The organism is Micromonospora sp. NPDC049240, from assembly GCF_040647835.1.
In the GTDB taxonomy this organism is placed as follows: Bacteria; Actinomycetota; Actinomycetes; order Mycobacteriales; family Micromonosporaceae; genus Micromonospora.
Genome location: NZ_JBEZCX010000015.1, coordinates 134,830 through 148,451, shown reverse-complemented (window position 1 = coordinate 148,451; position 13,622 = coordinate 134,830). Strand labels below are relative to the sequence as shown.

The 13,622-nt window shown below is 71.4% G+C and carries 7 protein-coding genes and 1 pseudogene; 2 read left to right on the top strand and 6 right to left on the bottom strand.

All coding sequences use genetic code 11. The features are described from left to right. Positions 1-130: 130 nt before the first annotated feature. A complete protein-coding gene (locus tag AB0B02_RS23290; RefSeq protein WP_357303398.1) occupies positions 131-5,191 on the top strand; it encodes an NAD-glutamate dehydrogenase in 5,061 nt (1,686 codons plus the stop codon). Positions 5,192-5,266: 75 nt separating this feature from the next. Here the strand turns inward: AB0B02_RS23290 and AB0B02_RS23285 are convergent, their stop codons facing one another. Both AB0B02_RS23285 and AB0B02_RS23280 read right to left on the bottom strand, forming a co-directional pair. Further along, positions 5,267-6,094, bottom strand: coding sequence for a class F sortase (locus tag AB0B02_RS23285; RefSeq protein WP_357303489.1), 828 nt, complete (start codon positions 6,092-6,094; stop codon positions 5,267-5,269). A 79-nt stretch (positions 6,095-6,173) separates the two neighbouring features. Continuing rightward, on the bottom strand, positions 6,174-7,388 hold the full coding sequence (locus tag AB0B02_RS23280; RefSeq protein WP_357303395.1) for a hypothetical protein: 1,215 nt from the start codon (positions 7,386-7,388) through the stop codon (positions 6,174-6,176). A 603-nt stretch (positions 7,389-7,991) separates the two neighbouring features. On the opposite strand from AB0B02_RS23280, the gene AB0B02_RS23275 reads away from it, so the two are divergent. Beyond that, positions 7,992-9,794 carry a glycoside hydrolase family 6 protein gene (locus tag AB0B02_RS23275; protein ID WP_281937526.1) on the top strand — a complete coding sequence of 601 codons (1,803 nt, stop codon included), beginning with the start codon at positions 7,992-7,994 and terminating at the stop codon, positions 9,792-9,794. A 110-nt stretch (positions 9,795-9,904) separates the two neighbouring features. On the opposite strand, the gene AB0B02_RS23270 is transcribed toward AB0B02_RS23275, so the two are convergent. The 4 genes and pseudogenes from AB0B02_RS23270 to AB0B02_RS23255 all read right to left on the bottom strand — a co-directional run. Continuing rightward, complete coding sequence (locus AB0B02_RS23270) at positions 9,905-10,288, bottom strand: hypothetical protein (protein ID WP_357303390.1); 384 nt, start codon at positions 10,286-10,288, stop codon at positions 9,905-9,907. An 88-nt stretch (positions 10,289-10,376) separates the two neighbouring features. Then, entirely contained in the window at positions 10,377-10,697 is a 321-nt protein-coding gene (locus AB0B02_RS23265) for a hypothetical protein (protein ID WP_357303388.1), read from the bottom strand. A gap of 16 nt (positions 10,698-10,713) precedes the next feature. After that, entirely contained in the window at positions 10,714-12,369 is a 1,656-nt protein-coding gene (locus AB0B02_RS23260; RefSeq protein WP_357303385.1) for a sodium:solute symporter family protein, read from the bottom strand. Between the two features lie 918 nt (positions 12,370-13,287). Beyond that, positions 13,288-13,500, bottom strand: a pseudogene (locus tag AB0B02_RS23255) (hypothetical protein); the annotation flags it as partial. Positions 13,501-13,622: the final 122 nt, after the last annotated feature.

Below are 13,622 nucleotides of genomic sequence, written 5' to 3'. Positions count from 1 at the left end.
AACAGGTGAAAGGGCACAGTCCCGATCCGGACGTCCGGCCAGTGGTCCGCCGACCGAGGGGCACAACGGCAGGGCCTAGGCTGGGCGGCAGAGTGACCCACAACGCGGTGGGTCGAGGGGAGTGGCACCGATGGACCGGCGTCCGGCGATCAAACCGGGACCCGATCTCCAGGCTGACACCAGCCGGGACGATGACAGCTTCGATTCGGCGACCGACGGGGACGGTTTCGGCCGTCTCGACACAGGAGTGACCGGCCTGACCGGTTCCAGCATCGACACCCTCTACGACCTGGGCCTGCCCGCGCAGGCACTGGCCGACGACGTGGAGGACGCCGAGCTGGACGAGCCGGTGCCCAACGCGGAGCGGCTGGTCGCCCAGGCGGTCGCGCTGGCCGGCGACGACCACGACGCGGCCACGCTGGTGGACCGGTTCTGGCGGTTCGCGCCGGACGAGGAGCTGATCGGCTTCACCGCCGAGGAGATGCTGGAGGCGGCCCGGGCTCACCGGGACCTGGCCCAGCAGCGGGTGCCGGGCGAGCTGAAACTGCGCATCCACGAGCCGGACGCCGAGCAGCACCACACCGTCGTCGAGATCGTCACCGACGACATGCCGTTCCTGGTCGACTCGGTCACCGCGCTGCTGAACTCCCGCCACCTCGACGTGCACCTGCTGGTGCACCCGTTGGTGGTGGTCCGTCGGGAGCCGCTGGGCCGGCTCACCGAGGTCTCCGCGGACGTGGAGCCGGACGACGCGATCGCCGGTGACCTGGTCGAGAGCTGGATGCGGATCGAGATCGACCCGGTCCGTGACCCGGCCGAACGGGAGGCGGTGCGCCGCGAGCTCCAGCGGGTGCTCACCGACGTGCGGGAGGCCGTCGAGGACTGGCCCAAGATGCGGCAGCGGGCGTTGGCGCTCGCCGACGAGCTGGCCGCCGCGCGGACGTCGGACAGCCGCCCGCCGGTGCCGGAGAAGGACATCACGGACTCGGTGGAGCTGCTGCGCTGGCTCGCGCACGACCACTTCACGTTCCTCGGCTACCGGGAGTACCGCCTGGTCGACGCGGACGGGGCGGCCGGCGGGCAGGCGTTGGAGGCGGTCCTCGGCACCGGGCTGGGCATCCTGCGGTCCGACTCGCCGGAGGCCCGGTCGCTGAACTCGATGACCCCGGAGGCGCACGAGCGGGTGCTGGAGAAGCGCCTGCTCATCATCACCAAGGCCAACTCCCGGGCCACCGTGCACCGCTCGGCCTACCTCGACTACATCGGCTTCAAGATCTTCAACGAGGCCGGCGAGGTGGTCGGGGAGCGGCGCTTCCTGGGCCTGTTCTCGACCGCCGCGTACCGGACCAGCGTGCAGGAGCTGCCGGTGGTCCGCCGCAAGGTCGCCGAGGTGCTGGACCGCTCCGGCCTGAGCCTGCGCAGCCACTCCGGCAAGGACCTGCTCCAGATCCTGGAGACCTACCCGCGCGACGAGCTGTTCCAGATCAAGACCGACGACCTCTACCACGCGGTGATCGGCGTGCTGCGGATGGCCGGCCGTCGGCAGCTCCGGGTCTTCCTGCGCCGGGACGCGTACGGGCGGTTCATCTCCTGCCTGATCTACCTGCCCCGGGACCGGTTCACCACGCAGAACCGGCTGCGCATGCAGGACATCCTGCTGCGCGAGCTGAACGGCGTCGGCGTCGACTACACCACCCGGGTGACCGAGTCGATGCTGGCCCGGGTGCACTTCATCGTCCGCACCGACCCGAACCACCCGCCCGGTGAGATCGACGCCGACCTGCTCGCCGAGGAGTTGGCCGACGCCACCCGGCTCTGGGACGACGACTACCGGCTGGTGCTGGAGCGCAAGCTCGGCGACGAGCAGGCCAAGCACCTGTTCAGCAGGTACGCCGACGCGTTCCCGGAGGGCTACAAGGACGGGCACACGCCGTACGAGGCGATGAAGGACCTGGCCAAGCTGGAGCTGCTGGAGGAGCCCGGCCAGCTCGAGATGCACCTGTTCCGCAAGCAGTTGGCGCCGCGGGCCTACTCGGGCCGGGCGAACGACGGCGACGAGTCGCTGGACGTGCGGTTCAAGGTCTACCGGTACGGCGAGCCGATGATGCTCTCCGCCGTGTTGCCGGTGCTGCACTCGCTCGGCGTGAAGGTGGTCGACGAGCACCCGTACGAGGTGGAGCGCGTCGACGGCCGGATCTGGCTCTACGACTTCGGGCTGGAGCTGCCGGAACGGCACCAGGACCTGGCCGAGGTGCGCCCGCACGTGGAGAACGCGTTCGCCGCCGCCTGGCGGGGCGAGGCCGAGGTGGACGGCTTCAACGAGCTGGTGCTGCGCACCGGGCTCACCTGGCGGCAGGTGGTCGTGCTGCGCGCGTACGCGAAGTACCTGCGGCAGGCCGGCACGGTGTTCTCCCAGGAGTACATGGAACAGACGTTCATCGCGTACCCGAGCATCGCCGGGCTGCTGGTGCAGCTCTTCGAGATCCGGTTCGCGCCCAGCCCCATCACGATGGACGAGCGGCGCCAGCGCGGCGCCGAACTGGTCGACGCGATCGGCGAGGCGCTGGACGAGGTGGCCAGCCTCGACCAGGACCGCATCCTGCGGGCCTTCCTGACGTTGATCCAGGCCACGCTGCGCACCAGCTTCTACCAGAAGCCGGTGGGCGGGCGGCCCAAGCCGTACGTGGCGTTCAAGCTGGACCCGCAGGCCATCCCGGACCTGCCGGCGCCGCGGCCGAAGTTCGAGATCTTCGTCTACTCGCCTCGGTTCGAGGGCGTGCACCTGCGGTTCGGGCCGGTGGCCCGGGGCGGCCTGCGCTGGTCCGACCGCCGCGAGGACTTCCGCACCGAGGTGCTGGGCCTGGTCAAGGCGCAGATGGTGAAGAACGCGGTGATCGTGCCGGTGGGCGCCAAGGGCGGCTTCGTGCTCAAGCAGAAGCCGGGCGACCGGGACGAGGCGGTGGTCTGCTACAAGGAGTTCATCTCCGCGCTGCTCGACGTCACGGACAACATCGTCAGCGGCGAGATCGTGCCGCCCGAGGACGTGGTCCGGCACGACGCCGACGACCCCTACCTGGTGGTGGCGGCGGACAAGGGCACCGCGACGTTCTCCGACATCGCCAACGAGATCTCCACCGCGCACCGCTTCTGGCTCGGTGACGCGTTCGCCTCCGGCGGCTCGGCCGGCTACGACCACAAGAAGATGGGCATCACCGCCCGGGGCGCCTGGGAGTCGGTGAAGCGGCACTTCCGGGAGCTGGGGCACGACACCCAGACCCAGGACTTCACCGTGGTCGGCGTCGGCGACATGTCCGGCGACGTGTTCGGCAACGGGATGCTGCTCTCCGAGCACATCCGGCTGGTGGCCGCGTTCGACCACCGGCACATCTTCCTGGACCCGGACCCGGACGCGGCCACCTCGTTCGCCGAGCGCAAGCGCCTGTTCGACCTGCCCCGGTCGTCCTGGGAGGACTACGACCCGGAGCTGATCTCGGAAGGCGGCGGCATCTTCCCGCGTACCGCGAAGTCGGTGCCGCTCACGCCGCAGGTCCGCGCGGTGCTCGGCCTCGACAACGACGTCACGCAGCTCAGCCCGCAGGAGCTGATGAAGGCGATCGTCACCGCGCCGGTGGACCTGTTCTGGAACGGCGGCATCGGCACCTACGTGAAGGCGTCGACGCAGACCAACGCCGAGGTCGGGGACAAGTCCAACGACGCCATCCGGGTGGACGGCAAGAGCCTGCGCTGCCGGGTGGTCGGCGAGGGCGGCAACCTGGGCTTCACCCAGCAGGGCCGGATCGAGTACGCCGCCGGCGGTGGACGCATCTACACCGACTTCATCGACAACGCGGCCGGGGTGGACTGCTCCGACCACGAGGTGAACATCAAGATCCTGCTGAACACCGCGGTCGCCGACGGGGAACTGGACCGGCCGGAGCGGGACGAGCTGCTGGCCCAGATGACCGACGAGGTCGCCGAGCTGGTGCTGCGGGACAACTACGACCAGGCGCGGGCGCTCAACAACGCCCAGACCCAGGCCGCCTCGCTGCTCCCGGTGCACCGCCGGATGATCAACGAGCTGGAGCGGTCCGGCGCGCTGGACCGGGCGCTGGAGGCGCTGCCGTCGGACGAGGAGCTGGCGGTCCGCACCGAGACCGGGCTGACCCCGCCGGAGTTCGCGGTGCTGCTCGCGTACGTGAAGATCGTGCTGGAGCGGGAGATCGTCAGCGAGGGGCTGGCGGACGAGGAGTGGACGACCGACGTCCTGGTCAACTACTTCCCGACCCCGCTGCGGCAGCGCTTCGCCGACCGGATGGGCCGGCACCGGCTGCGCCGGGACATCGTCACCACGGTGCTGGTCAACGAGGCGATCAACCGGGGCGGCATCTCGTTCGTGTTCCGGGTGGTCGAGGAGACGGCCGCCTCGGCGGCGGACGTGCTGCGCGCGTACGTGGTGGTCCGCGAGGTGTTCGGGCTGGGCGAGCTGTGGAACGCGGTCGAGGCGTTGGACAACAAGGTCTCGCCCGAGTTGCAGACCGCCGTCTACCTGGACACCCGACGGCTGCTCGACCGCGCGGTGCGCTGGCTGGTCACCAACCGGCGCTCGCCGATCGACGTGCCGGCGGAGATCACCCGGTTGCGGGACGGCGTGGCCCAGCTCATGCCGGACCTGGAGCACCTGTTCTGGGGCACCGAGCGGGAGGCGATCGCGGCGCACATCGAGACGCTCGTCGGCAAGGGGCTGCCGCGTGAGCTGGCAGTGCAGGCGACCCGCCTGATGTACAGCTTCGGCCTGCTCGACATCGTCGAGACGGCGAAGACGACCGGGCGGGAGGTGAGCGAGGTGGCCTCGGTCTACTTCGTGCTCTCCGACCGGTTCCGGGTGGACGCGCTGCTGTCGAAGATCTCCCTGCTGCCGCGGGAGGACCGCTGGCAGACGCTGGCCCGGATGGCGCTGCGCTACGACCTGTACGCCGCGCTGGCCGCGCTCACCGCGGAGGTGCTCAGCTCCACCTCGGACAGCCAGCCGCCGGTGGAGCGGGTGCAGGAGTGGGAGCAGGCGAACGCGACCTCGATCCACCGGGCGCACCGGGCGATGGGGGAGTTCGACGAGTCCCGCGCCGACCTGTCCGCCCTGTCGGTGCTGCTGCGTCAGATCCGTACCCTGGTCCGCACCTCGGCGGCGGCCTGACGCGCCACGTCACTGATGCACGGAAAGAGTGCCCATCGCGCTTCGGATGGGCACTCTTTCCGTGCCTGAGGTGGATCAGCGGGTCATCCGGGCGTAGACCACGATGTTGTTCAGGTAGCTGCCGGCGGTGCGGTCGAACACCCCGCCGCAGGTGACCACGCGCAGGCCGGGCACGGTGGACGGGCCGTAGACCTGTTCCGCCGGGAAGGCGGTCTTCGGGTACGACCGGACCTCCTCCACGGTGAACGTGACGGTCGAGCCGTCCTGCCGGGACACGGCGATGGTGTCGCCCGGCACCAGCGCGCCCAGGTTGAAGAAGACCGCCGGGCCGAGCTTGGCGGAGTCGACGTGCCCGACGATCACGGCGTTGCCGACCTCGCCGGGGCTGGCGCCGGGGGAGTACCAGCCCGCCTTCATCGCCTGGTCCAGCGGAGGCACCTGGACCGTTCCGTCCGGGTTGGTGCCGAGCGTCATGACCTCGGCACGGACTCCGATCCGGGGGATCACGACGGTGGTGGGCGCGGAGCGGGGCAGTGCGGCCGGGACACTCGTGGGCCCGGTCGGCGTGGCGCCGGGGGCCACCGGGACGCTCCCGGGCGGTGTGCCCGGCGCGGTCCCGGGCCCGGTCCCCGACGGCGTCCCCGGCGCGGCCCCGGGCGGGGTCGCCGGCGCGGCCCCGGAGGGCGTCCCCGGCGCGGCACCGGGTGGCGTCCCCGGATCGGCGTACGCGGTCGACGGGCCGTCCCAGGGCGCGCCGCCGTCGGCGTCCGGATCGGTGTCGGAGGCGGTGGGCGGGTCGGTGGCATCCGTCGTGCCGGCCGGTCCGGCCTGCGCGATCGGCTGCGGCGGGGTGGGCGGCGGGACGGTGCGAACAGACGCGCCGATCAGGCCGGAGCCCACCATGGCGAGCAGGACGACGACGGCCGCGCCGACGGCGCGCCACGGTTTCCCGTGACGGCCGCCGGCCCGGATCGTCGTCCGGTCAGACCAGGCCACCGGCCCGCCGCCGACGCATCAGCACCAGCCCGCCGAGTGCGGCGGCGCCGATCATGCCGGCGCCCCCGGTGGCGAGACCACGGTCCAGGCCGGTGGTGGCCATGCCGCCGTCACCGCCGTCGACCCCGCCCCGGGGGAGGACCACCAGTTCGCCCTCGCCGCAGGAGCCGTTCAGTTCGTAGCGGCCCGGGTGGACGTCCTCGGAGACGCGGGCCTCGCCGTAGTAGACGAAGTCCTTCCCGTGCTCCCAGCCGGCCTCGTCCTCGCCGTGGCCGTACCCCTTGTCGTCCTGCCAGTCGCCGTGGTGCTCGTCCTTGGCGTCCCTGCCCTGCTCGTCCTTGCTGGCCTCCGGCGGGGCGCCGTGCTCGTCCTTGGCGTCCTTGCCGTGCTCGTCCTTGCCCTGTTCGTCCTTGCCGTGCTCGCCCTTGCCGTGCTCGTCCTTGCCGTGCTCGTCCTTGGCGTCCTTGCCGTGCTCGTCCTTGTTGGCCTCGGGCGGGGCACCGTGTCCGTCCTTGCCGTCCTTGCCGTGCTCGTCCCGGGTCCAGTCGGCAGCCGGCCAGCCCGGCTCGGCGTCCTGGCCGTACTCCTCGTGGCCCTGCGGTCCCAGATCCCCGGCGTCGGCGGCCATGCCGGCACCCGCACCGCCCGGCTTCGGCGCGTCGGCCGGCGGCTCCGGCATGCCCGCCTCGCCGGGACCGTGCCCGTCCTTGCCCTTCTCGTCCTTGCCCTCGGGACCCTTGCCCTCGGGACCCTTGCCCTGTTCGTCCTTGCCCTGCTCTTCCTTGCCGTGCTCGTCCTTGGCGTCCTTGCCGTCCTTGCCGTGCTCGTCCTTGTTGGCCTCGGGCGGGGCACCGTGCCCGTCCTTGCCGTCGGGACCCTGGTCCGCGTCCTCGGCCCAGTCGCCGCCCTTGTCGGCCCAGTCGCCGCCCTTGTCGGCCCAGTCCCCGTGCTCCCCGTCCCGGGCCGGGTGGAGGTCGACCTTGCCGGTCACCTTCGACCAGACGTAGGCGTGCTCCTGGGGCTCCGGGCAGATCTGGAGCAGTTCCACGGTGTCACCGGCCTTGACCACGTGCGGCTTGGCGATCACCTTGCCCTCGTCGTCGTGCCCGCCTGCGTAGGCCATTCCCGGGGTGAACACGAGAAGGCCCGCACCGCCGAGAGCGGCACCCGCGACGATCTTCCCGAGCATCTTGTCAGCCATACCAGCGTCACTCCATCCCTGTTCGTCCTGAGCCCGACGTCAGTCGAGCTACGGCCGACGTTAGACCTTTTCGCGACCTATCCGGGGAAAGTTTCGTTTTTCGGGCTTTGTCGATGATGTGGCATTTCGCGTAGCCCCGGCCACCACCGAGCCCTCTGCGCCCTCTGCGCCTCCCGCCCGGTCCCCCGCACCCCCGTCCGGGCGGCCGGCGACCAGTGACCATGGAGTTGGTGGCAGGGGGAGCGCTTCCCATCTGCCGTCAACCTCATGATCGACGGGCGTGGGGTGGCGGGGGTGGGGGTAGGGTCGGGGTGCGTATCGAGGCATTGCCATGGAAGCGCTCCCATGCAAGAATCGCTGCACGCGGTTCGGGGAGCCACACCGCGAGCACAGACGTCGAGGGCAACCGGTCTCACCGGACGACGTCCGGCTCCTTCGACCGGTCCTGCGGACCGGTCGGCACCACCACCTTCACGCCCGTCCGGGTCGGGCGTCCCCCGAAGTAACCCGTGGCGCGCACTGGTCGTTCCCGCAGGGCCGACCAACCGCCGCCATTCCGCCGGGCCGTACGCGGATCCGGTCTCGCCCAAGGAGATCAGTGGTATGAATCTGTGGAGAAGGCTGTCCGGCCGGAGCCGGACGCTCGCGCTCACCGGCGCCGGCGTCCTCGTGGCCGGCGGGCTGGTGACCCTCCCGGTCACCGCGGCGCAGGCCGCGACGCAGTGCAGCGTGGACTACACCACCAACGACTGGGCCGGTGGCTTCACCGCGAACGTGGTCATCAAGAACCTCGGTGACCCGGTCAGTTCGTGGACCCTCGGCTTCACGTTCGGCAACAGCAGCCAGCGCGTACAGCAGGGCTGGTCGGCGAAGTGGACCCAGAGCGGCCAGAACGTCACCGCTCAGAACGAGTCCTACAACGGCTCGCTGGGCACCGGCGCCAGCACCAGCATCGGGTTCAACGGCGCCTGGAGCGGCAGCAACCCGAAGCCGACCCAGTTCACGCTCAACGGCACGGTCTGCAACGGCGGCACGCCGCCCACCAGCACCCCGCCCACGAGCACGCCGCCGACGAGCACGCCGCCGACGAGCACGCCCCCCACCAGCACCCCGCCCACCAGCACGCCGCCGACCACCACCCCGCCGGGGCAGAAGGTCGACAACCCGTACGCCGGGGTCAAGGGGTACGTGAACCCGGAGTGGAAGGCCAAGGCCGAGTCGGTGGCCGGTGGCAACCGGGTGTCGAGCAACCCGACCGCGGTCTGGCTGGACCGGATCGCCGCCATCAACGGCACCACGGGCAGCAGCTCCAACGGATCGATGGGCGTACGTGACCACCTGGACGCCGCGCTCGCCCAGGGCGCCGGCTACATCCAGTTCGTCATCTACAACCTGCCCGGCCGGGACTGTGCCGCGCTCGCCTCCAACGGTGAGCTGGGCCCGGATGAGCTGCCGCGCTACAAGTCCGAGTACATCGACCCGATCGCCGCGATCCAGGCCGACGCGAAGTACAAGAACCTGCGGATCGTCAACATCATCGAGATCGACTCGCTGCCCAACCTGGTGACCAACACCTCGGGCAACGCGGGTGGCACCGCGATGTGCGACACGGTCAAGGCCAACGGAGCGTACGTCAACGGCGTGGGCTACGCCCTCGCCAAGCTCGGCGCGATCGGCAACGTCTACAACTACATCGACGCCGCGCACCACGGCTGGATCGGCTGGGACAGCAACTTCGGTCCGGTCGCCGACCAGCTCAAGGCCGCCGCCGTCGCGTCCGGCAGCACCGTCCGCAACGTGACGGGCTTCATCGTCAACACGGCGAACTACTCCGCGCTCAAGGAGCCGTACGTCAAGATCACCGACTCGGTGAACGGCCAGACCGTGCGGCAGTCCAAGTGGATCGACTGGAACCAGTACGTCGACGAGCTGTCGTTCGCCCAGGCGTTCCGGCAGAAGCTGGTCTCGATCGGCTTCGACAGCAACATCGGTATGCTGATCGACACCTCCCGCAACGGTTGGGGCGGCACTGCCCGGCCCACCGGCCCGGGCCCGCTGACCAGCGTGGACGCCTACGTCAACGGTGGCAAGGTCGACCGCCGCATCCACCTCGGCAACTGGTGCAACCAGGCCGGCGCGGGCCTCGGCGAGCGGCCGAAGGCCAACCCGGAGCCGGGCATCGACGCCTACGTCTGGGTGAAGCCCCCGGGTGAGTCGGACGGCTCCAGCAAGGAGATCCCGAACAACGAGGGCAAGGGCTTCGACCGGATGTGCGACCCGACGTACACCGGCAACGCCCGCAACGGGAACAGCATGTCCGGCGCCCTGCCGGACGCGCCGATCTCCGGCGCCTGGTTCTCGGCCCAGTTCGCGCAGCTCATGCAGAACGCCTACCCGGCGCTGTAGAGCCCCGCGGCCGGACCACCCGCCGCGGCGGGAGTGAGGCACCGCCGCGCGGGTTTCCCCGGGCCCCTGGTCGACGCCCACGTCGACCAGGGGCCCCCGGCCGTTTCCGGTCAGGGCACCGTCTTCTCGATCGCCGCGCGGCCCAGCTCGGCGAGGTCACGGCGGGCCCGCTCGACGTTCTCCGGGGTCACGTCCTGACCGCGGGCCCGGACCAGGTCCTCCGGCTCCCAGGGCTGCTCGGCGCCGGTACGGATGTTGTCCCCGCCCGCGCCGGTGCCGGTGCCGGTCGCGCCGGTGCCGGCCGCGTACGGGTCGCCGAGGATGTCCGGCGAGCCGGTGTCGGCCACCGCGCCGTCCGGCTCGGCGAACGCGGGATTGTCCGGATCGGCGCCGCCGCCGCGGAACTGCGGCACCGTGCTGTCGTCGTCCACCGCGGCGGCCACCTCGGGGGTCTCCTCCAGCGGTCGCTCGCCACCGGGGTCACGATCGGTCATGCTGCTGCCTCCTGTCCCCATCCGCGCCTGGCGTACCCGGTGCGACGCCGGGCATGCCGGCGGGGCCGGGGCGAGGATCCGGTGCGGCTCAGGACTCGTCGGAGCGCGTCGACGGGGCCTCGGTCGGGCGCAGCCGCTGCCAGAGCAGCATGAGCAGACCGAAGACCAGCATCATCGCCCCGGCCCACAGGTTGATCCGCAGGCCCTGCGCCTTGTCGATCTCGGCCGACGAGTCGAAGAGCCCCGTCAGCCCGACGATCAGCCCGTACGCGACGAACAGCCCACCGATGACCCGGCGGATGTCGAACAGCCGGGCCGCGGCGGAGTGCTCCTCCCGGGCGTCCTCGGTCTCGTCGACCAGCGGGTCGTGGGCCTCGCCGTCCTGGTAGCGGTCCGCGTTGTCTGCCATGACGTGGGTCCCTTCCTCAGAAGACCGGGATGTAGAAGAGGGCGGCGAGCACCACGGCGACGACGCCGAGCAGCACCGGGGAGCGGTACCAGGCCGCGTCGCCGGCCAGCGAGTCGTCGGCGAGTGTGGTGTCGCTGAGGCCGTACACCAGGCCGGTCAGCTCGTCGTCGGTCTTCGGCCGGGTCAGCGGCGTGATGATCGCGGCCACCACGGCGACGGTGACGAAGGCCAGGCCGGCGCCCCAGAAGCTCTCCTCCAGGTCCGAGTTGAAGCTGATCACGCCGGTCTTGTACAGCACGTACGTCACGACCGCCACCACGGTGCCGGACAGCAGCGACCAGAAGCCGGCCAGCGCGCTCATCCGCCGCCAGAACATGCCGATGATGAACGTGCCGAACAGCGGCGCGTTGAAGACCGAGAACAGCGCCTGGATGTAGTTCATGATGTTGCTGAAGCCGGCCGCGATGAACGCGGTGCCGATGCCCACCACCACCGCGATCACGGTGGCGATCCGGCCCACCTTCACGTAGTACTCGTCCGGGCGGTCCCGCCGGAAGTACGCCTGCCAGATGTCGTACGTGAAGACGGTGTTGAACCCGCTGACGTTGGCCGCCATGCCGGCCATGAACGACGCCACCAGGCCGGTGACCGCGATGCCGAGCACGCCGTTGGGGAGCAGGTCGCGCATGAGCAGCGGGATGGCGTTGTTGTAGACCAGGTCGCCCTGGTCGGCGCCCAGCCCCTTGACCGTGATCAGGGCGATCAGGCCGGGAATCACGGTGACCAGCGGGATGAGCAGCTTCGGGTACGCCCCGATGATCGGCGTGCGGCGGGCGGCGCTCATGTTCCGCGCCGACAGGGCGCGCTGCACCTCGGCGAAGTTGGTGGTCCAGTAGCCGAAGGAGAGCACGAAGCCGAGGCCGAAGACGATGCCCAGCCAGTGCGCGCCGAGCGGGTTGTCGGTGCTGCCGGTGCCCTGCCAGGCGTGCAGACCGGCCTCGCCGAGCTTGGACTCGCGTACCGCGTCCATCAGGCCGCTCACGCCGCCGACCTTGACCAGGCCGATCACCGTGATCGGCACCAGGCCGGCGATGATCACGAAGAACTGGAGCACCTCGTTGTAGATCGCGCCGGAGAGCCCGCCGACGGTGATGTACGCCAGCACGATCACCGCGCCGACCACGATCGCGATCCAGAGCGGCCAGCCCAGCAGCGCCTGCATGATCAGCGCCAGCGCGTAGAGGTTGACGCCGGCGATCAGCACCTGGGCGACCGCGAAGCTGATCGCGTTGAGCAGGTGGGTGGGGCGGTTGAAGCGCAGCCGCAGGTACTCCGGCACGCTGCGGACCTTCGAGCCGTAGTAGAACGGCATCATCACGATGCCGAGGAAGACCATCGCCGGCACCGCGCCGATCCAGTAGTAGTGCACCGTCATGATGCCGTACTGGGCGCCGTTGGCGGCCATGCCGATGATCTCCAGCGCGCCCAGGTTCGCCGAGACGAACGCCAGACCGGTGACCCAGGCGGGCAACGACCGCCCGGACAGGAAGAAGTCGACGCTGGTCTTGATGGCGCGGCGGGCGGCGAAGCCGACCCCCAGCACCGTGACGAAGTAGAGCGCCAGGATCAGGTAGTCCAGGGCGTTCATGTTCAACCGTAGGCCGCTGCCCATGCCTGTTGCTCCCCTCGTGTGGGTGCGTGCTGCGGCGGCAGGTACCCCGATCGCGAAGTTTCATGCCTGGTGTTCGATCCGCCGTGCGCGACGGAGCCCCGACCGGGTGACCGGCCGGGGCTCCGTCGCAGGTGAGGGGCGTCAGCGGCCCAGTACGCGGTCCAGGAAGTCGCGGTAGCCGCGTACCGCCACCCGGAGCTGCTCGGTGTCCCCGGACTCCTGCCAGGTGCCGAGGCGGGTGCGCTGCTCCCGCAGCGCCGTGGACAGCGCCTCGATCGCCTCCTCGACGAGCGACTCCGCCTCGCCGACCGCGGCCTTCGGGTCGTCCACGAAACGCAGCTGGACGTCGCGCCAGCGGTCCCGGAAGCCCTGCGCCGCGTCCGGGTCGAACAGCGTGGCCGCGTCCGCCGGCACGGCGCCGGACGTGGCCCGGCCCGCCCCGGCCACCGCCGCGTCCGCCGCGTCGCCGGTCGGCGTCACGCCCGCCGCGTCGCTGGCTGCCACCGCGCCCACCTCGCCGCCGGTCACGGTCGCGCCCGCCGCGCCGCCGGCCGCCGTCGTGCCGCCGGTCGCCGTGCCCGCCGCCGCGATGGCGGCGTCCCGGTCGACGGTGTCGTGGTGCCGGCCGGAACCGTGGGCGTCGGCGCCCGCCGCGACCGGCACGGCGTCCGGGTCGACCAGCCCCGGCTCGGGGCTGCCGTAGCCGACCGCACCGGCGGCCACCGCGTCGTCGGAGTCCCGGTCGGCGATCACCCGGTCGTGGCGCCGGTCCGCGTCGGCGGTCACCGTGTCGTCGTCCCGGTCGGTGACGTCCACGTCCCGGTCCGCGTCGGCGTGCTCGGCCGCCCAACGGTCCCGGTCGTGCAGCCGGTCCCCGGCGGTCGGGTCGGCCCGCTCGTCGTCCAGCGGGTCGGTACGCCCCGGCGCCCCGTCGCCCGGCGCGGCGGTGTCCTCACCACGCGCGTCCCGCTCGTCCTGCGGACGACCGCCGGCCAGCGCCGAGGCGGCTACCGCGTCGCCCACCGTGGCCGCGCCGAACGCCGTCGGCAGCGGCGCCGGCTCGTGGAAGGCGGGCCGCTCGCCGTCCCGCGTCCCGTCGGCGTCGTCCGACCGGTCCGCCGCGTCGCGCAGATCGTCGGCGTCGTACGCCCGGGTCTCGTCGGGCCGGGCGTCCGGCTCGTCGGTCACGGCCGGGTCGTCGAACGTGCCCCGGTCGTCAAGCGCGTCCTCCGGAAGCTCGGCCCGGCCGGCGC

Excerpts from the sequence above, each read along its gene's own strand:
- AB0B02_RS23260 (WP_357303385.1), bottom strand. The coding sequence starts at position 12,369 with ATGGGCAGCGGCCTACGGTTGAACATGAACGCCCTGGACTACCTGATC.
- AB0B02_RS23285 (WP_357303489.1), bottom strand. The coding sequence starts at position 6,094 with ATGGTGGGCTCCGGCCTGATCGGCGCGTCTGTTCGCACCGTCCCGCCG.
- AB0B02_RS23265 (WP_357303388.1), bottom strand. The coding sequence starts at position 10,697 with ATGGCAGACAACGCGGACCGCTACCAGGACGGCGAGGCCCACGACCCG.
- AB0B02_RS23275 (WP_281937526.1), top strand. The coding sequence starts at position 7,992 with ATGAATCTGTGGAGAAGGCTGTCCGGCCGGAGCCGGACGCTCGCGCTC.
- AB0B02_RS23280 (WP_357303395.1), bottom strand. The coding sequence starts at position 7,388 with ATGGCTGACAAGATGCTCGGGAAGATCGTCGCGGGTGCCGCTCTCGGC.
- AB0B02_RS23290 (WP_357303398.1), top strand. The coding sequence starts at position 131 with ATGGACCGGCGTCCGGCGATCAAACCGGGACCCGATCTCCAGGCTGAC.
- AB0B02_RS23270 (WP_357303390.1), bottom strand. The coding sequence starts at position 10,288 with ATGACCGATCGTGACCCCGGTGGCGAGCGACCGCTGGAGGAGACCCCC.